At 71.9% G+C, this 17,615-nt stretch carries 16 protein-coding genes; 4 read left to right on the top strand and 12 right to left on the bottom strand.

All coding sequences use genetic code 11. The features are described 5' to 3' along the window. Positions 1-29: 29 nt before the first annotated feature. The 9 genes from ACZ5PB_RS07810 to ACZ5PB_RS07770 form a co-directional block, all read right to left on the bottom strand. Entirely contained in the window at positions 30-1,169 is a 1,140-nt protein-coding gene (locus ACZ5PB_RS07810; RefSeq protein WP_468688926.1) for an RNA polymerase sigma factor, read from the bottom strand. Between the two features lie 184 nt (positions 1,170-1,353). Beyond that, positions 1,354-3,270, bottom strand: a complete 1,917-nt coding sequence (gene dnaG / locus ACZ5PB_RS07805) for a DNA primase (RefSeq protein WP_468688747.1) — start codon at positions 3,268-3,270, stop codon at positions 1,354-1,356. Between the two features lie 62 nt (positions 3,271-3,332). After that, complete coding sequence (locus tag ACZ5PB_RS07800; protein ID WP_468688746.1) at positions 3,333-4,613, bottom strand: NAD(P)/FAD-dependent oxidoreductase; 1,281 nt, start codon at positions 4,611-4,613, stop codon at positions 3,333-3,335. A 183-nt stretch (positions 4,614-4,796) separates the two neighbouring features. Continuing rightward, a complete protein-coding gene (locus ACZ5PB_RS07795; protein WP_468688744.1) occupies positions 4,797-5,807 on the bottom strand; it encodes an ArsR/SmtB family transcription factor in 1,011 nt (336 codons plus the stop codon). A gap of 285 nt (positions 5,808-6,092) precedes the next feature. Further along, positions 6,093-7,376: a deoxyguanosinetriphosphate triphosphohydrolase gene (locus tag ACZ5PB_RS07790; protein WP_468688743.1), complete on the bottom strand. Its 1,284-nt coding sequence runs from the start codon at positions 7,374-7,376 to the stop codon at positions 6,093-6,095. Positions 7,377-7,447: 71 nt separating this feature from the next. Beyond that, positions 7,448-7,627: a hypothetical protein gene (locus ACZ5PB_RS07785; protein ID WP_468688742.1), complete on the bottom strand. Its 180-nt coding sequence runs from the start codon at positions 7,625-7,627 to the stop codon at positions 7,448-7,450. After that, positions 7,617-8,138, bottom strand: coding sequence for a GNAT family N-acetyltransferase (locus ACZ5PB_RS07780; protein WP_468688740.1), 522 nt, complete (start codon positions 8,136-8,138; stop codon positions 7,617-7,619). Before ACZ5PB_RS07780 ends, ACZ5PB_RS07785 begins: the two co-directional genes overlap by 11 nt. A gap of 176 nt (positions 8,139-8,314) precedes the next feature. Beyond that, complete coding sequence (locus ACZ5PB_RS07775; protein ID WP_468688739.1) at positions 8,315-8,668, bottom strand: PRC-barrel domain containing protein; 354 nt, start codon at positions 8,666-8,668, stop codon at positions 8,315-8,317. A gap of 234 nt (positions 8,669-8,902) precedes the next feature. Beyond that, a complete protein-coding gene (locus ACZ5PB_RS07770) occupies positions 8,903-9,073 on the bottom strand; it encodes a hydrophobic protein (RefSeq protein ID WP_399437965.1) in 171 nt (56 codons plus the stop codon). Positions 9,074-9,303: 230 nt separating this feature from the next. On the opposite strand from ACZ5PB_RS07770, the gene ACZ5PB_RS07765 reads away from it, so the two are divergent. Both ACZ5PB_RS07765 and ACZ5PB_RS07760 read left to right on the top strand, forming a co-directional pair. Continuing rightward, entirely contained in the window at positions 9,304-10,002 is a 699-nt protein-coding gene (locus ACZ5PB_RS07765) for a SanA/YdcF family protein (protein ID WP_468688738.1), read from the top strand. Between the two features lie 65 nt (positions 10,003-10,067). Next, on the top strand, positions 10,068-10,853 hold the full coding sequence (locus ACZ5PB_RS07760) for a glucose 1-dehydrogenase (protein WP_468688737.1): 786 nt from the start codon (positions 10,068-10,070) through the stop codon (positions 10,851-10,853). 37 nt (positions 10,854-10,890) lie between these two features. Here the strand turns inward: ACZ5PB_RS07760 and ACZ5PB_RS07755 are convergent, their stop codons facing one another. After that, positions 10,891-11,235 carry an I78 family peptidase inhibitor gene (locus ACZ5PB_RS07755; protein WP_468688735.1) on the bottom strand — a complete coding sequence of 115 codons (345 nt, stop codon included), beginning with the start codon at positions 11,233-11,235 and terminating at the stop codon, positions 10,891-10,893. Between the two features lie 232 nt (positions 11,236-11,467). On the opposite strand from ACZ5PB_RS07755, the gene ACZ5PB_RS07750 reads away from it, so the two are divergent. Both ACZ5PB_RS07750 and ACZ5PB_RS07745 read left to right on the top strand, forming a co-directional pair. Beyond that, positions 11,468-12,271: a hypothetical protein gene (locus ACZ5PB_RS07750; RefSeq protein WP_468688734.1), complete on the top strand. Its 804-nt coding sequence runs from the start codon at positions 11,468-11,470 to the stop codon at positions 12,269-12,271. Further along, positions 12,268-13,554, top strand: a complete 1,287-nt coding sequence (locus ACZ5PB_RS07745) for a sensor histidine kinase (RefSeq protein WP_468688732.1) — start codon at positions 12,268-12,270, stop codon at positions 13,552-13,554. Before ACZ5PB_RS07750 ends, ACZ5PB_RS07745 begins: the two co-directional genes overlap by 4 nt. Before the next feature lie 363 nt (positions 13,555-13,917). Here the strand turns inward: ACZ5PB_RS07745 and ACZ5PB_RS07740 are convergent, their stop codons facing one another. Beyond that, on the bottom strand, positions 13,918-15,798 hold the full coding sequence (locus ACZ5PB_RS07740) for an ABC transporter ATP-binding protein (protein WP_468688731.1): 1,881 nt from the start codon (positions 15,796-15,798) through the stop codon (positions 13,918-13,920). After that, a complete protein-coding gene (locus ACZ5PB_RS07735; protein WP_468688729.1) occupies positions 15,795-17,534 on the bottom strand; it encodes an ABC transporter ATP-binding protein in 1,740 nt (579 codons plus the stop codon). Before ACZ5PB_RS07735 ends, ACZ5PB_RS07740 begins: the two co-directional genes overlap by 4 nt. Positions 17,535-17,615 lie beyond the last annotated feature (81 nt).

Here is a 17,615-nt window from a genome sequence, read left to right as displayed (position 1 = left end):
GCCCGGACTCCGGTGTGCGGGGCCGGAGTTCAGTCCAGGTAGCCCCTCAGCTGGTCCGCGAAGGCGTGGTCGCGGAGTTTGTTGAGGGTCTTGGACTCGATCTGGCGGATGCGTTCGCGGGTGACGCCGAAGATGCGGCCGATCTCCTCCAGGGTGCGCGGACGGCCGTCCGCCAGGCCGTAGCGGAGCTGGACGACCTTGCGTTCGCGCTCGCCGAGGGTGGAGAGGACCACCTCCAGGTGTTCGCGCAGGAGCAGGAAGGCGGCGGACTCCACGGGGGACGTGGCGTCGCCGTCCTCGATCAGGTCGCCCAGGGCGACGTCGTCCTCCTCGCCCACGGGGGCGTGCAGGGAGACGGGTTCCTGGGCGAGGCGCAGGACTTCGCCGACGCGCTCGGGGGTGAGGTCGAGCTGGGCGGCGACCTCGTCCGCCGTCGGTTCGCAGCCGCGTTCCTGGAGCATGCGGCGCTGGACGCGGACGACGCGGTTGATGAGTTCCACGACGTGGACCGGGACCCGGATGGTGCGGGCCTGGTCGGCGAGGGCCCGGGACATGGCCTGGCGGATCCACCAGGTCGCATACGTCGAGAACTTGTAGCCGCGGGCGTAGTCGAACTTCTCGACGGCCCTGATCAGGCCGAGATTGCCCTCCTGGACGAGGTCGAGCATGGTCAGGCCGCGCCCGACGTACCGTTTCGCCACGGAGACGACCAGGCGCAGGTTGGCCTCGATGAGACGCCGCTTGGCCATCCGGCCGCGTACCACCAGCTTGTCGAGGTCCAGGGCGAGTTGGGTGTCCAGATCGGTGGAGCCGGCGAGCTTCTCCTCGGCGAAGAGGCCGGCTTCGACGCTGCGGGCGAGTTCTACCTCGTCGGCGGCGGTGAGCAGGGGGATGCGGCCGATCTCCCGTAAGTACTGGCGGAAGAGGTCGGAGGAGGGGCCGGCGGATTCGGCGGCACGCAGGGGGCGTTCGGGCGGCTCGGGGCGTTCCTGCTCCTGCTCCCGCTCCTGTTCCCGTTCGCGGTCCTGGTGTTGTTCCTGGCCCGGTTCGTCCACGGGGACCTCGGCGGGCTCGGCGGCTGCTTCCGGGTGGTGCTCGGCGCGGCTCTGTGCGGGTACGGCCGCGACCGGATCGGTCAGGGTCTGGGTCTGCACGGGGGCGACCTCCAGGGTGAACGCTGCCGGTTCGGGGCCTCAGGCACCGCAACCAGTGTGGGGTGCGACACATGGCCGCCGCGAGGGGCGTGCGTTGACTTTTTGAGTCCGGTCCGTGACCGGGTGGTTACCCGGACGATCCCTGGACGTGCCCCGTGGCGCACCGGCAGTGCCTGCCGGCCGTTCCGCTCGGCAGTGCTTAGAGGGCTGCCGCGCCGTGGTTGCGGAGCGACTGGGCGTACTGCTGGAGGACCCACAGCTCGTTCTGGACGGTGGCCAGGGTGGCCGGGTCGCCGTGGCTGCCCGCGCGGGACAGGGAGCCCTGGACCTCCAGGATGCGGCGGTCCACGGCGCGCAGCCGGACCTGGACGAGCTGGACCCCGGCGTAGATCTCGTCGACCGACTTGGCGTGGATCGCTTCGACGGCGAGCTCGGTGACCATGGCCCTGACCTGGTCGTTGACGGCGGACTCGCGGACCCGGGCGAGGTAGTCGGCGGGGGCCTGGGCGCCCAGTTCCGCGCCGCCCGAGTCCTCGATGGTCTGCCGGACGGCGGCGTACGGCGGGGCGGTGAACTCGTCGGCGCCGTAGGCGTCGAAGGCGGGCGAGACGAGGTCCGGGCGCTGGAGGGCCAGCTTGAGGAGTTCGCGCTCGGTGCGGTGGACCGGGCTGCGGAGGTTGAGGGCGGGGCCCGCGACGACGGGGGCGGCGGGCGCGGCGGCCTCGTAACCCTGGCCGCCCTGCCTGCGCTGCTGCTGCGGGCCGCCCCGGCCGCCCTTGTCCTTGGCCCAGCGGGCGAGCTGCCCGATGCGCTTGACCACGAACTGGGTGTCCAGGATGCCGAGCATGCCCGCGAGCTGGACGGCGACCTCGTGCTGGGAGGCGCTGTTCTTGATGCGGGCGACGACCGGGCCCGCCTCGTCGAGGGCCGCCGCGCGGCCGGCCGGGGTCTCCAGGTCGTAGCGCGCGATGATCTGGCGCAGCGCGAACTCGAAGAGGGGGGTGCGCGGCTGGGTGAGGTCGGCGACCGCCTCGTCGCCCTTGGCCAGGCGCAGGTCGCAGGGGTCCATGTTGTCGGGGGCGATCGCGATGTACGTCTCGGCGGCGAACTTCTGGTCGTCCTCGAAGGCGCGCAGCGCGGCCTTCTGGCCGGCCGCGTCGCCGTCGAAGGTGAAGATCACGCGGGCGCTGCCGTTGTCCATGAGGAGGCGGCGGAGGATCTTGATGTGGTCGTTGCCGAAGGCGGTGCCGCAGGTCGCGATGGCCGTCGTGACCCCGGCCAGGTGGCAGGCCATGACGTCGGTGTAGCCCTCGACGACGACCGCCCTGCTGGTCTTGGCGATCTCCTTCTTGGCCAGGTCGATCCCGTACAGGACCTGGGACTTCTTGTAGATCGGGGTCTCGGGGGTGTTGAGGTACTTGGGCCCGTTGTCGGTGCCGTCGTCGCGGAGCTTGCGGGCGCCGAAGCCGACGACCTCGCCGCCGATGTCGCGGATCGGCCACATCAGACGGCCCCGGAAGCGGTCGATGGGACCGCGGCGGCCGTCCTGGGAGAGGCCGGAGGTGATGAGTTCCTTGTCGCTGAAGCCCTTGCCGCGCAGGAAGCGGGTGAGGTGGTCCCAGCCGGCCGGGCTGTAGCCGACGCCGAAGTGGGCGGCGGCCTGCTGGTCGAAGCCGCGCTCGGCGAGGAACTTCCGGCCGATCTCGGCCTCCGGGCTCTCCAGCTGCTGGATGTAGTAGTCGGCGGCCGCCTTGTGCGCCTCGACGAGGCGGGTGCGCTCGCCGCGCTGGGTGGAGGGGTTGTAGCCGCCCTCCTCGTACCTGAGGGTGATGCCCGCCTGCGCGGCGAGGCGCTCGACCGTCTCCGCGAAGGTGAGGTGGTCGATCTTCATCACGAAGGCGATCGTGTCGCCGCCCTCCTGGCAGCCGAAGCAGTGGAAGAGACCCTTGCTCGGACTGACCTGGAAGGACGGGGACTTCTCGTCGTGGAAGGGGCAGAGGCCCTTGAGGTTGCCGCCGCCCGCATTGCGGAGCTGAAGGTATTCGGACACGACGGCGTCGATCGGGAGCGCCTCCCGGACCGCCTTCACGTCGTCGTCATTGATCCTGCCTGCCACGCGTGAAGTGTACGGGGAGGGTCGGACAGTCCGGCGTCCAAGGGGCTCCCGGTGATCACCGGTCAGGAGGTGAGCAGCGACTCCAGGGGTACGGAGGGGTCGGCCAGGGCGTGCTGGTCCACGGGTTCGCCGCTGCTGATGAGCCGCTTCACGTGGTCGGTGACGTCCCACACATTGACGTTCATCCCGGCCAGCACCCGCCCGTCCTTCAGCCAGAAGGCCAGGAACTGCCGCTTGCCCGCGTCGCCGCGCACCACCACCTGGTCGTAGGTCCCCGGCGGCGCCCAGCCCACGTACTCCAGGCCGAGGTCGTACTGGTCGGAGAAGAAGTACGGGATGCGGTCGTACGGTGCCCCGCGCCCGAGCATCGCCCTGGCTGCCGCCGGTCCGCCGTTGAGGGCGTTCGCCCAGTGCTCCACGCGCAGCCGCTGCCCGTGCAGGGGCGAGCCCGGCAGGTGCAGGGGTACGGCGGCGACATCGCCGGCCGCGTGGATGTCGGGGTCGCTGGTGCGCAGGTGGGTGTCGACGGCGATGCCGCCGCCGTGCGCACGGTCGACGAGGGCGAGTCCGGAGGACTCGGCGAGGACGGTGCGCGGGGCGGCGCCGATGGCGGCGAGGACGTCGTGGGCGGGGTGTTCCTCGCCGTCGTCGGTGCGGGCGGCGAGCACCATGCCGTCCTGGCCGACGATCTCGGTGAGCCTGGCGCCGAAGTGGAAGCGGACGCCGTGCTCGGCGTGCAGGTCGGTGAAGAGCTGGCCGAGTTCGGGGCCGAGGACGGCGTGCAGGGGGGTGGGCTCGGCCTCGACGATGGTCACCTCGGCGCCGTAGCCGCGGGCGGCGGCGGCGATCTCCAGGCCGATCCAGCCCGCGCCGGCGATCACCAGGTGGCCGTTGTCGCGGCCGAGGGTGGCGAGGACCCCGCGCAGCCGCTCGGCGTGGGCGAGGCGGCGCAGGTGGTGGACCCCGGCGAGGCCGGTGCCGGGGATGTCCAGGCGGCGGGGCTCGGAGCCGGTGGCCAGCAGGAGCTTGTCGTAGCGGATGAGGGTGCTGTCGCCGAGGCGGACGGTCTTGGCCTCGCGGTCGAGGTGCACTACGGGCTGGCCGAGGTGCAGCTCGACATCGTTGGCGGCGTACCAGCCGGTCTCCTGGACGAAGACGCTGTCGCGGTCGGCCTTGCCCGCGAGGAAGCCCTTGGAGAGGGGCGGCCGTTCGTAGGGGTGGTCGCGTTCGTCGCCGATCAGGATCACCCGCCCGGTGAAGCCCTCGGCGCGAAGGGTTTCGGCCGCTTTCGCCCCGGCCAGCCCTCCGCCGACGATCACGAACGTCTGATCTGCGTCGACCACTTGATGCCTCCACCACTGTGCCCTGTGCTGCTTTCGCGCTGCTCCGGCGCGCTGTCCCCGGACGCAGTACACACGAGCTTCGCCCGTACGGCGTCCCCAGCGAGCGTCCCGCACCCGGTGACCACACGGAAGAGGGGGGTGGGGTTTAGGGCGGCGGCACCCGGTACGACGTGCGGGGCGGGGTCAGGGGTGGGGGTTGGTGTCGAGGAGGGCGTCGCCCAGGGGGGTGCGGTGGTGGAGGACGGTGGGGCCGCGGCGGTGGGAGGTGACGAGGCCGGCCTCGCGCAGGACGGTGGCGTGGCGGCTGGCCGTGGAGAGGGTCAGGCGCAGGGCCGAGCCGAGCTGGGTGGTGGTCATCGGGCGGTCGAGCACGTCCAGGACCGCCGCTCTGGTGTGGCCTATCAGCTGGGCCACCGGGAGTGCGGCCGTGCCGTCCCTGGCGGCGCGCGAACGCACCAGCCAGCCGGGCTCCGGCGTCAGCGGGTGCACCAGGACCGGTGGCAGCAGCGGGTCGGCGAGTGCGACCGGGCGGCGTACGCAGAAGAAGGCGGGGATGAGGGTCAGGGAGCGGCCGTCCAGGGTGAGTTCGCGGTCCACCGGGTACTCCGCTTCGAGCAGCCGGCCGCCCTCCCGCCAGATCAGTTCGGGCTGGTAGCTGGCGAGGAGGCCGTCCGCGCCGCCTTCCAGGGCGGCTTCCGCGCGGGCGGGCCGGTCGGCCGCCACCGCAGCCCGGATCTCGCCGAGGTAGGGGGCGACCAGGACCGCGTAGACGCGGCGCAGTGCCTCGCCCAGGCGGGCGAGCGTCGGTGGGTCGCCCTCCGCGAGGCGGCGGGCGAGGGCGGGGGCCGGTCCGCTCTCGGGGAACACCTGACCCAGTTCCGCCGCCAGCCGCTGCTTGGGGGTCGACAGCACCTGGTCGAGGCCGGTCTCCAGGTCGGGGGTGCCCCGGCCGGGGGTGAGGAAGTCGGGGAAGTACGCGGCCCACGGGCACAGCCGGTTCAGCGCGGCCACCGTGGACGTCAGGCCCTCGCGGGCGAGGGCGCACTGCACCTCGCGCCGCCACGGGTCGAAGACGAGTGCGGCCTGCCGGTTCTGGAGGAGGTGGAGTGCGTGGACGAGTTCCCAGAGCGGGTCCGGGCGGGCGGCCACCCGCAGCCGGTGCAGGTCTTCGGCGGTGAAGTGGATACGTAGCACGCGTGCCGGCCCCTTCCTCCTCCGCAGCCGCGCGGTTCACGCCTCCCCGGCGCTTTCACGAGCGTAGCCACCCTTCACCGGAAGGGGTGGCTCCCTTTGCGTTGTGCACGAAAGCCCCGCCGGTCGTCCACATCGGTACGACCCTGGGGTGGCGGCGGCCGCGGAGGTCCGGCGGGGGAAACCTCTGCGGCCGTTGCGCGCGGGTGGCAAGTGCGCGGCGCTCCGCCGGGGGCCCGGGGGCCCGGGGGCTTCGGGTGGCCCGGGTGCTCCGGGATCTCCGGGTGCTCAGCGGCGCACCGTGAGGCGTGCGTGCAGGGAGCGGGCCGAGGAGTCCGTGAGGGCGGCGATCTGGTCGACCAGGACGCGCTTGCGGGCGCGGTCGTCGGGTGCCGTGTCGAACAGGGCCCGGAACTGCGGGTCGAGCCCCTCCCCCGGTGCCCGCAGCGTCAGCGCCTCCGCCAGTTCGGCGATCACGATGCGCTGGTCGGCGCGGAGCCTCTCCTGCTCGTCGCGCTGCATGACGTACCGGTCGGCGACGGCCTTGAGCACCGCGCACTCGTTGCGGGCCTCGCGCGGCACGACCAGCTCCGCCCCGTACCTGGTGAGCCGTCCGCTGCCGTACGCGGCCCGGGTCGCGGTCTCGGCCGCCAGGCAGAACCGGCCGATGAGCTGGCTGGTCGCGTCCTTGAGGCGGGCCTGGGCGAGGGCGGAGCCGTCGTAGCCGTGCGGCCACCACTCCTGGTCGGTCAACCGGTCGAGGGCGTCGGCCAGTTCGGCGGGGTCGGTGTCCTCGGGGACGTAACGGCCGAGGGCGACCCGGTAGATCTCCTGCCGCTCGGGTTCGGCGAGGAGGAAGTTCGGGTCGATGTGGCCCGCGTGCAGGCCGTCCTCGAAGTCGTGCACCGAGTAGGCGACGTCGTCGGACCAGTCCATGACCTGGGCCTCGAAGCACTTGCGGAGCTCGGGGGCGCCCTCGCGCACCCACTCGAAGACGGGCAGGTCGTCCTCGTAGACCCCGAACTTCACCGAGTCGGGTTCGGTGGGGTGACCGCCGCGCGCCCAGGGGTACTTGGTGGCGGCGTCCAGGGCGGCGCGGGTGAGGTTGAGGCCGACGCTGACCAGTTCGCCGGTGGCCGAGCTGGGGACGAACCGCTTGGGTTCGAGGCGGGTGAGCAGGCGCAGCGACTGGGCGTTGCCCTCGAAGCCGCCACAGTCCTTGGCGAAGTCGTTGAGCGCCTGTTCGCCGTTGTGGCCGAAGGGCGGGTGGCCCATGTCGTGGGAAAGGCAGGCTGCTTCGACCAGGTCGGGGTCACAGCCCAGGGCGGCGCCCAGCTCACGGCCCACCTGGGCGCACTCCAGGGAGTGGGTGAGCCGGGTGCGGGGGCTGGAGTCCCACACCTGGCTACGCGAACCGGGCGTCACCACCTGGGTCTTGCCCGCCAGTCTGCGCAGCGCGGCGGAGTGCAGCACCCGGGCGCGGTCGCGCTGGAACGCGGTCCTGCCGGGCCGTTTGTCGGGCTCGGCGTCCCAGCGCTGCGTCGCGGCCGTGTCGTATGCGGTGCTTTCCATGGGACTGACCGTAACCGCACCCACTGACAGCCGTCCCCACCCGCCGTGGGCCCCCACCCGCCGTGTGCAGCTCAGGCGGCGGGCAGGGGCGAGGGCGGTATGCCGGGGCCGCCGTCGAGCCGGCGGCGCCCGTCCGGCGAGATCCGGCCGAGCTGGGCGGCGAGCTGGGAGGTGATGCGGGTGAGGAGTTCGGTGGTGCTGTCGAGGGGCAGGGTCGCGTGCTCTCGCGGTAGTGCCGACTCAGGCGTCATGCACCGAATGCTCCCGGTCCGACGTTGCGCCGGCATTGCGCGAGGGTGACGGCTGCCGCTCGGCGCCGGGCGCCCGGTCCGCGGCGAGCTCCTTGAAGAAGTACACGTCCTCGTTGCCGCCCGGGATGCCGGGCAGGCGGCCGACCTCCCGGTACCCGAGCCCCCGGTAGAAGTCCGGCGCCTGGAAGGTGAAGGAGGAGACCGTCATGCGGTCGCAGCCGCGCCGCAGGGCCTCCGCCTCGGCCGCCCGCATCAGCCTGCCGCCCCAGCCCGCGTGCCTGGCGTCCTCGCGCACCCACAGCATGTGCACGACGCCGAGGCCGCCCCAGGTCCAGCCGGTGAGGCCGCCGATCAGTTCGCCGTCGTCGCCGGTGACGCGTACGGACAGTTCCCGCTCGTCGTAGGCGCCGGTGGCCGCGCTGTTGAAGGCGGTGAGCTCCTTGTCGAGCCGGTCGCTCAGTTCCTTGTCGTCCTCGCCGACGCTCAGGGCGGCGTTCTGGTCGGTCGTCATGCGGGGAGTATGCGGGCGGCGGGTGCGACGGCTCCAACGAATTGCGGGGCCGGCCGGGTGTGGTCCCGGCCGGCCCCGCGCGGTCCGGTGCGCTGCCCGTCGCAGGGCTGCCGCGAACCGCTCGGATGCTGGTTCCTCGGACGCGTGTCCCGGACGCGTTTTCTCGGACGCGTCTCTCAGACGCGGCGGTGCTTGCCGTAGTAGCCGCCGATCTGCTCGTGGTAGCCCGGGTCACCGAGGTGCTTGTCCTTGTCGAACTCGGGCGCGTCCTTGATCTGGTCCTTGGTCAGACCGACATAGATCTTCTTCTCGGCGGCGTCGATGCGCTCGACGGTGCCGGCCGGCAGCAGCACGTGCTTCCCGAAGATCCAGACGCCGGTGTCGACGACCAGATAGGCGGAACCGACCTCGTCGGAGTACTTGTCGACCTTGCCGATGCTTCCGTCGGTGGCCTCGACCTTGAATCCGGCCAGGGTGAGACCGGAACGGTGGCCGGTCGTCGGCCGGTAGCCCCAGATGTTCTCGCTCATGAATGGCTCCTTCATCTTCGGCGTGCGAACGGTATGTGCAACGGTGGAAACCCATCCGCCGGGCAAGCGGAATTCCCCACCGCCGGTCGAGTGCCCCGGCTTCCCTCCGCTACACGGGGAGGTTCGGGGATTCCCGAATCGGCCGGAATTCATCATGCCGGTGGCCCGGACGGAATTCCGCCCGGGCCACCGGCACCTCGACGCCGCAGCTACGCAGCTCCTTTTACACCTCACCTACCAGCGGTACCAACGTCCGCGTCGGCCACCGCTGCCACCGGACCGGGCCACAAATCCGAGCAGCCACAATACGAGTACCGCGATGGCGATCCACCAGAGAATTTTGACCGCGAATCCCGCACCGAAAAGGATCAGGATCAGCAGGAGTACCAGAAGCAGGGGAACCATGATTATCAACCTCCAGGCAGACGTGTGCCCCGAGAAATCCGCGCCATGCACCACACATTCGAACCCCCGTGCCCGGGCATTGCGACCAGGAGAAGATCGCCTGCACCTGATCGACCGAGCGGGGCCCGTGGCCGACCGTCCGCGCCGGGGCCGGAACTTATCCGGCCCCCCGGGCGTCGGAAGGGCAAGGGATCACAGGAGGCCGGTACGCGGCCGACGGGGGGAACGACATGCGGCTCTGGCGCTTCGAGGTGAAGCGGCCCCGGCTGCCCGAGGGACGGCGGGGCAGACGGCGCCTGGTGCAGGCGGTGATGGCCGGGTGCGTGCTGGCGCTGCTGCCCTCGACCTGGACGTACGCGGCGACCGGCGGGCGGGTCGGTGAGGTGGCCGAGGCGCCCGACAGCCAGGTCGCGATCGTCTTCGGCGCGGGCCTGTGGAACGGCGAGCCGACCCCCTACCTGGCACGCCGGCTGGACGCGGCGGCCGAGCTGTACCGGGCGGGCAAGGTGCGCGTGGTGCTGGTGACCGGGGACAACGGGCGCGAGGAGTACGACGAACCGGACGCGATGCGCGGGTACCTGGTGCGCCACGGGGTGCCGGACAGGCATGTGGTGAGCGACTACGCCGGGTTCGACACCTGGGACTCGTGCGTACGGGCCAAGAAGATCTTCGGGGTGGACCGGGCGGTACTGATCAGCCAGGCCTTCCACATACGGCGGGCCGTCGCCCTCTGCGACGCGGCGGGGGTCGAGGGCTTCGGGGTCGGCGTCGACGACGTGCACGACGCGACCTGGTACTACGGCGGCGCCCGGGAGATGTTCGCCGCCTCGAAGGCCGCGCTGGACGCCGTGCTCAAACCCGATCCGCACTTTCTCGGTGAGCGGGAAAAGGGTGTGACCGAGGCGTTGGCAGACGCACCCGGGCGCTGACACACTGACCGCCGTCCAGATCGGGTATGCCGGTTAGGCATACGAGCGGGAGGCGGGTGGGCCGAGTGGCCGTTGCGGGCGGGGCGTCGGGCGGGCTGGACGGCAAGGTCGTGCTGATCACCGGGGGTGCCCGGGGGCTGGGAGCGGCCGCGGCCCGGGCCGTGGTGGAGGGCGGCGGGCGGGTCGTCATCGGTGACGTACGCGAGGAGGAGGGGACACGGCTGGCCGGGGAGCTGGGGAAAGCGGCGGCGCGGTTCCTGGCGCACGACGTGACGAGCGAGGAGAGCTGGGAGGAGGCCGTCGGGTTCGCGGTCGACGCGTTCGGGCGGCTGGACGGGCTGGTCAACAACGCCGGGATATCCAGCGGGGAACTGCTGGCCGAGGCGAGCGCCGAACGGTTCCGGGCGATCGTCGAGGTGAACCTGGTGGGGGTGTTCCTCGGGATGAGGACGGTGGTGCCGGTGATGCGCGAGGGCGGCGGCGGATCGATCGTCAACGTCTCGTCCGCCGCCGGACTCACGGGGATGGCACGGACCGCCGGGTACGGGGCGTCCAAGTGGGGTGTGCGCGGACTGTCCAAGATCGGGGCGGTGGAACTGGCCGGGGCACGGATCCGCGTGAACTCGGTGCACCCCGGGATGACCTACACCGATATGACGGCGCACGTGGGCATCGAGGTCGGCGAGGGCAAGTACCCCGGCGCCCCCATGGGCCGGGTGGGAGTGCCCGAGGAGATCGCCGCCGCGGTGGCCTTCCTGCTGTCCGACGCGGCCGGTTACATGACGGGGGCGGAGCTGGCCGTGGACGGGGGGTGGACGGCGGGGGTGGTGCCGGCGAGGAAGGACGGCTGAGGGAGCGGCGGTCCGGAACAGCTGGGGGCCGGCCGGGTCAGCCGAAGTTGATGCGCGTGATGGTGCCGTTGTCGTCGACGTAGAGGTTCAGCCGGTCGGGGCTGTACTCCTGCGTCACGAAGGAGCCGGGGGCGATGATCCGGTACGGCTTCGGGAGGTCGCGCTCGTGGACGAGCCGGTCGGCGGGGAGACCGGCCGGGGGCTCAGCGCCGTCCCGGACCAGCGTCCTGCCCACCCACTGGGCGTAGTCGGGTGCGGCTGCCACCGGGGAGTGGGGCTCGGCGGCGCGGGATTCGGCTGCGTGGGACTCGCCGGTGGGGGCGAAGAAGGTGGCTGCCAGGGCTGCGGCGGTGACGAGGGTCTTCAGGTGGGAGCTGTGCATGCAGGGCAGGTTGCTACTGGGGGTGTGCAACTACCAAACCCGTTACACCCGTTCGGGTGGGCAGGGCGGTGGAGTGTTCGAGAGGAGGAACATCCGGAGGGGGGCGGGGCGAGGGCCGGCGGGTGGATGGGTGGCTGTTACAGAATGTCTTGGTTGCCGTGATGTGTAGTACTTAGGGTCATAGGGAGACTCCCCCTCCCTCCTTCTTCCCCCCGGCTCACAGGCGGCATCCATGAGTAGCAGCACGCGCAGGCCGGGCGTGGTGGTCGCGCTCGTGACGGCCGGGGCCGTCGGGGCGGCCGGGGCGCTCAGCGGGTGCGGTGCCCCCTCGGGGCTGGGGAAGGGCGAGCCCGCACCGTCGGCCAGTGCCCAGCCGGTCCCGCAGACGCTGTGGCCCGCCTGGTCGCCGACGTCCTCCTCGCCGTCCGACGCCGTCACCGACCCCGAGCTGCTGCCCACGCCCGAACCCCTGGCGCACGGGCCCGCCGTTCCGCCGGGCGGGCTGGCCGCGATGGACCAGCTGGCCGTGCTGCGGGCCGACCCCCGGATGAAGCGGCTCACGCGGTACGGGGTCGTCGACGAGCCGGGAAAGCCCGGTGTCCGCCCGGCGGTGCTGCACGACCTGACCAGCGACAAGCAGCCCGAGCTGATCAGTGCGGTCGACCTGGAGAGCGGGCGGGTGCTGATGGCGGTGTACACGGTGCGCGAGGGGAAGATCGTGCCGATCCTCTACACCAGCGGGCTGCGGCCGGTGATCGAGGCCGTCGGGCCGGACCTGGTGGTACGGAGTTCCTCGACCGACGGGGGCGAGCAGTCGATCCGGTACCGGTGGGACGGGAACCGGATGATCACGGTGAGCGAGGTACGGAACTACCGCACGGAGGACGGGGGCGAGTCCGGCGACGGAGACGGAGAGGGGAACGGGAACGGGAACAGCAGCGGGTCGGACACCGGCCCGGACACCGGGGGCGGCACCCCGAAGCCGGTCGCACCGCAGGTGCCGCCCCGGTCGACCAGCCCGGAGCCCACCCCGTGATCCGCCGTACCGTCGAGCGGGTGCGCTGCTTCTTCGCCGGGCTCAGCCTCCGGTGGAAGATCGCGGCGCTGCCGGCGTTCGGGGCGGCGGTGGTCGCGCTCGCCATCGGCGGGCTGATCCACCAGGCCCGTACCACCCAGGTGTCCGACACGGCGCGCGAGTCGGCGATCGCGGAGCTGTACCGCGTACGGCAGCTGTACGAGCTGACCGGGCACGTCGACCCCTCCGACACGGGGTCCTCGCTCGACTCCGCGGTCCTTCCGGCGCCGCTGGCCGCCGACGCGAAGGCGGGCGGCCGCAACACCTACCTCGATCTGACGGGGGACGATCCGGCCGTGTGGGCGGCGCGCCCGATCGGCGAGCACGTGCTGTCGGTTCGGCTGCCGCTGACCGCGCAGCGGGCCGAGATCCACGAGCTGGACCGGAACCTGGTCGTGTGGGGCGCCCTGGTCGTCGCGCTGGCCGCGCTCGGCGGGGCGGCGCTGGCGTCGCGGCTGAGCCGTGAGCTGCGTACGGCGGCGGCGACGGCCCGCCGGATCAGCGGCGGGGAGCTGGACGCGCGGATCGAGCGCAGGCCGGGGCGTGCGGAGGGTTCGGGGGACGAGGTGGCGGAGCTGGGTGCCGCGGTGAACACCATGGCGGCGTCGCTCCAGCGGCGCATCGAGGCCGAACAGCGGTTCACGGCGGACGTGGCGCACGAGCTGCGGACGCCGCTGACGGGGTTGCAGACGGCGGCGGAACTGCTGCCGCCGGGGCGGCCGACCGAGCTGGTACGGGACCGGGTGACGGCGCTGCGGACGCTGACGGAGGACCTGCTGGAGGTGGCACGGCTGGACTCGGGGACGGAGGAACCGGAACTGGCGGTGCAGCCGTTGGGGGCGTTTGTGGCGGGCGCGGTGGGGCGGTTGGGGGGCGAGGTGGTGGTGTCGGTGCCGGTGGCGGCGGAGGAGACGTATGTGCTCACGGACGTACGACGGCTGGAGCGGATCGTCACCAATCTGGTGGTGAACGCGCGGCGGCACGGGGGTGATCCGGTGGAGGTACGGGTGGAGGGGCCGTGCATCGTGGTGCGCGACCACGGGCCGGGGTTTCCGCGGGAGCTGCTGGAGGAGGGTCCGCAGAGGTTCCGGACGGGGACGGCGGAGCGGGGGCACGGGACGGGGCTGGGGTTGACGATCGCCTTTGGGCAGGCGAGGGCGGTGGGGGGTGCGGTGGAGCTTTTCAATGAGGGGGGTGCGGTGGCGGTGGTGCGGTTGCCGGAGGCGGGGGTGGGTGAGCGGTAGGGGCTGGGCGGGGGCCATGGCGGAGGTGGGGCGGGAGCGAGGGTCCGAGCGGGGTCGGGGGGCCGCCCCCCTTGCCCACCCGTCCCGCCCCCGGGGGGCGGCCCCGGTGCCCAAGGGGGGCGGGGGCGGCGGCGGCAACGCCGCCGAGGGGGGCGGCGGCGGGGAGGCGCCCCTTTAGGGGCGCGGGGAACTGCGCGACCAGCCACGACGCACCCGCACGTACGAACCCCTGGCCCCGCGGAGCGGTTTAGGTGAAGGGGTGGGGAGGGGCATCCAGCCCGCCGCAGGCGCGACACCGCCGAACGGCTTCGGGGGCCGCGCGGCGGCAGCCGCGAATCCAGCACAGCGGGGAGGGGCATCGGGTTACGCCGTGGTCGCGAATTGGGAGGCGTAGAGGCTGGCGTACGCGCCGCCCGTGTTCAGGAGGGTCTCGTGGGTGCCCTGTTCGACGATGTGGCCCGCCTCCATCACCAGGATCACGTCCGCGTCCCGGATCGTCGACAGCCGGTGCGCGATCACGAACGACGTCCGCCCCCGCCGCAGCGAGTTCATCGCCCGCTGGATGAGCACCTCGGTCCGGGTGTCCACGGAGCTCGTCGCCTCGTCGAGCACGAGGATCGACGGCTCCGTGAGGAAGGCCCTGGCGATCGTGATGAGCTGCTTCTCGCCCGCGCTGAGGTTCCCGCCCTCCTCGTCGATGACGGTGTCGTACCCGTCGGGCAGCGTCCGGATGAAGCGGTCCGCGTAGGTGGCCATGGCCGCCTCGACGATCCGTGTCCGCGACACCTCGCCCGGTACCCCGTAGGCGATGTTGTCGGCGATGGTGCCGCCGAACAGCCAGGTGTCCTGGAGGACCATGCCGGTCGCCGACCGGAGCTCCTCCCTCGGCAGGGCGGCGATGTCGGTGCCGTCGAGGGTGATGCGTCCGCCGGTGACCTCGTAGAACCGCATCAGGAGGTTGACCAGCGTGGTCTTTCCGGCGCCCGTCGGGCCGACGATGGCGACGGTCTGGCCGGGGTCGACGTTCAGGGTGAGGCCGTCGATGAGGGGTTTGGACGGCTCGTAGCGGAAGGAGACGTCCTCGAAGGCGACCCGCCCTGTGACCTTGGTGCGGCGGTCGCCCGCCGGGGGCTGGGCGGGCTCCTCCTCCGCGTCGAGGAGGTCGAAGACCCGCTCGGCGGAGGCCACTCCGGACTGAAGGAGGTTGGCCATGGCGGCGACCTGGGTGATGGGGCCGTTGAACTCGTACGAGTACTGGACGAAGGCCTGGATCTCGCCGATGGTCAGCGATCCGGAGGCCACCCGCAGGCCGCCGACGACGGCGATCAGGACGTAGTTGAGGTTGCCGACGAAGCTCATCGCGGGCTGGATGATCCCGGAGATGAACTGGGCGCGGAAACTGGCCCCGTACAGCTCCTCGTTGTGCTTGTCGAAGGTGTCGACGGCCTCCTGCTTGCGGCCGAAGACCTTCACCAGGGAGTGGCCGCTGTACATCTCCTCGATGTGCCCGTTGAGCCGCCCGGTGACGGCCCACTGCTTGACGAACTCGGGCTGGGCGCGCTTGCCGATGAGGTACGCGCCGTACAGCGAGAGCGGCACGGTGGCCAGGGTGACCAGGGCCATCAGCGGGGAGATCCAGAACATCATCGCGAGGACGCCGACGAGGGTGAGCAGCGAGCGGACCATCTGGCTGGAGGCCTGCTGCATGGTCTGGCTGACGTTGTCGATGTCGTTGGTGGTGCGGGAGAGGAGTTCGCCGCGCGGCTGGCGGTCGAAGTAGGAGAGCGGCAGAGCGGCCAGTTTGGTCTCGGCGCGTTCGCGCAGGCGGAAGGCGAGCCGCTGGACGACGACCATGGCGATCCGGGACTGGATCCAGGTGAAGGCGGCGCCGCCGGCGGTGAGGGCGAGGGCGAGCAGCAGGACACGGGCGACGGCGTCGAAGTCGATGCCGTTCGGGCTTCTCGCGCCGGTCACCACCAGGTCGGTGGCGTCGCCGAGGATCTTCGGGGAGAGGACGGCGAGGGCGACGGCGAGGATGCCGGAGGCGAGGACGGCGAGCAGGAGGTGCTTCTCGGGGGCGGTCATGCGCAGCAGCCGCAGGCCGGAGCGGCGGAAGTCGAGGGAGCGTTCGAGGCCGGGGGCGGCCGCGGCGCCGGGGCCGCGCTGCGGGGGCGGCCCCTGCCGGGCGGGAACCGCCCTGCCGCCGGCCCCGTCGTGCGTCTCCTTCTCCGTCGTGGTGCTCATGCCGCTTCCTCCTCGGTCAGCTGGGAGAGGACGATCTCCCGGTAGGTCTGGTTGTCCCGCATGAGTGCGTCGTGGGTGCCGGTGCCGACGACCCGGCCCTCGTCGAGGACGACGATGCTGTCCGCGCCCCGGATGGTGGAGACGCGCTGGGCGACGATGACGACGGTGGCGTCGGCGGTCTCCTCGGCGAGTGCGGCGCGCAGGGCCGCGTCGGTGGCGTAGTCGAGGGCGGAGAAGGAGTCGTCGAAGAGGTAGATGCCGGGGCGGGTCACCAACGCCCTTGCGATGGCGAGGCGTTGGCGCTGCCCGCCGGAGAGGTTGGTGCCGCCCTGGGAGACGGGGGCGGCCAGCCCTTCGTCGAGTGCTTCGACGAAGTCGCGGGCCTGGGCGACGTCGAGGGCGTGCCACAGTTCGGCGTCGCTCGCGTCGGGGTTTCCGTACCGCAGGTTGGAGGCGACGGTGCCGGAGAAGAGGTAGGGCTTCTGCGGTACGAGGGCGACGGTGCGGGCCAGCAGGGCCGGGTCCACCTCGGTGACGTCCACTCCCCCGACCAGGACCTGTCCGCCGGTGGCGTCGAAGAGCCTCGGGACGAGGTGGAGCAGGGTGGACTTGCCGCTGCCGGTGGAGCCGATGACGGCGGTGGTACGGCCGGGGCGCGCGGTGAGCGAGACGTCGCGCAGTACGGGTTCCTCGGCGCCGGGGTAGCTGAAGTGGGCGCCCCGGACGGTGAGTTGGCCGCGTCCGAAGAGCTGGGTGACGGGGGCGGCGGGCGGTACGACGCTCGGTTCGGTGTCGAGGACCTCCCTGATGCGCTCGGCGCTGACCTCGGCGCGCGGCAGCTGCATCATCAGGAAGGCGGTCATCATCACCGCCATCAGGATCTGCATCAGATAGCCGAGGAAGGCGATCAGCGAGCCGACCTGGAAGCCGCCGGAGTCGATGCGCTGGCCGCCGACCCAGATGATGGCGATGGTGGCCAGCTCCCACACGAGGAGGATGGCGGGCATCATCAGTGCCATCAGCCGGCCGGTGCGCAGCGAGACCCGCATCAGGTCGGCGTTGGCGTCGGCGTACCGTTCCTGCTCGTAGCGGTCGCGGACGAAGGCGCGGATGACGCGGATGCCGGTGATCTGCTCGCGCATCATCCGGTTGACGGCGTCGACGCGCTGCTGCATGTCGCGGAAGAGCGCGGGCATCCGCCGCATGATGAGCCCGATCGCCCCGCCGAGCAGCGGTACGAAGACCAGCATCAGCAGTGCCAGGGGTACGTCCTGGCTGAGCGCCATCACGATCCCGCCGGCGCACATCAGGGGGGCTGCGACCAGCATGGTCAGCCCCGTCACGGTGAGCGTCTGCACCTGCTGGACGTCATTGGTGGTACGGGTGATCAGCGAGGAGGCCCCGAACTGGCCCACTTCCCGCACCGAGAAGTCCTGTACCCGCGAGAACACGGCACGCCGCAGGTCCCGCCCCACTCCCATCGCGATCCGCGCCCCGAAGAAGACGGCGGTCGCGGAGGCCAGGATCTGGAGGAGGGTGACGCCGAGCATGACGCCGCCGGAGGACAGGACGTATCCGGTGTCACCGGTGAGGACGCCGCGGTTGATGATGTCGGCGTTGAGGGTGGGGAGGTAGAGGGTCGCGGCGATCTGGGCGAGCTGAAGGGCCACGACCAGGGCGATCGTACGGCGGTGCGGGCGGAGGTGGACGCGGAGCAGCCCGGGCAGTGCGGACATGGCGGGTACCGGTTCTCGTCGTCGGGACGGCGGAAGGGAAGGGCGGAAGGGAGACCTGAAGGGAAGGGCGGAAGGGAAGGG

It is taken from the genome of Streptomyces sp. NPDC032721 (assembly GCF_055579625.1).
Note: the sequence above shows the minus strand (reverse complement) of the source record. Positions and strands in the feature narration are given on the sequence as shown.

Excerpts from the sequence above, each read along its gene's own strand:
- ACZ5PB_RS07765 (WP_468688738.1), top strand. The coding sequence starts at position 9,304 with ATGCGGCTCTGGCGCTTCGAGGTGAAGCGGCCCCGGCTGCCCGAGGGA.
- ACZ5PB_RS07780 (WP_468688740.1), bottom strand. The coding sequence starts at position 8,138 with ATGACGACCGACCAGAACGCCGCCCTGAGCGTCGGCGAGGACGACAAG.
- ACZ5PB_RS07750 (WP_468688734.1), top strand. The coding sequence starts at position 11,468 with ATGAGTAGCAGCACGCGCAGGCCGGGCGTGGTGGTCGCGCTCGTGACG.
- ACZ5PB_RS07740 (WP_468688731.1), bottom strand. The coding sequence starts at position 15,798 with ATGAGCACCACGACGGAGAAGGAGACGCACGACGGGGCCGGCGGCAGG.
- ACZ5PB_RS07755 (WP_468688735.1), bottom strand. The coding sequence starts at position 11,235 with ATGCACAGCTCCCACCTGAAGACCCTCGTCACCGCCGCAGCCCTGGCA.
- ACZ5PB_RS07775 (WP_468688739.1), bottom strand. The coding sequence starts at position 8,668 with ATGAGCGAGAACATCTGGGGCTACCGGCCGACGACCGGCCACCGTTCC.
- ACZ5PB_RS07735 (WP_468688729.1), bottom strand. The coding sequence starts at position 17,534 with ATGTCCGCACTGCCCGGGCTGCTCCGCGTCCACCTCCGCCCGCACCGC.
- ACZ5PB_RS07790 (WP_468688743.1), bottom strand. The coding sequence starts at position 7,376 with ATGGAAAGCACCGCATACGACACGGCCGCGACGCAGCGCTGGGACGCC.
- ACZ5PB_RS07785 (WP_468688742.1), bottom strand. The coding sequence starts at position 7,627 with ATGACGCCTGAGTCGGCACTACCGCGAGAGCACGCGACCCTGCCCCTC.
- ACZ5PB_RS07770 (WP_399437965.1), bottom strand. The coding sequence starts at position 9,073 with ATGGTTCCCCTGCTTCTGGTACTCCTGCTGATCCTGATCCTTTTCGGT.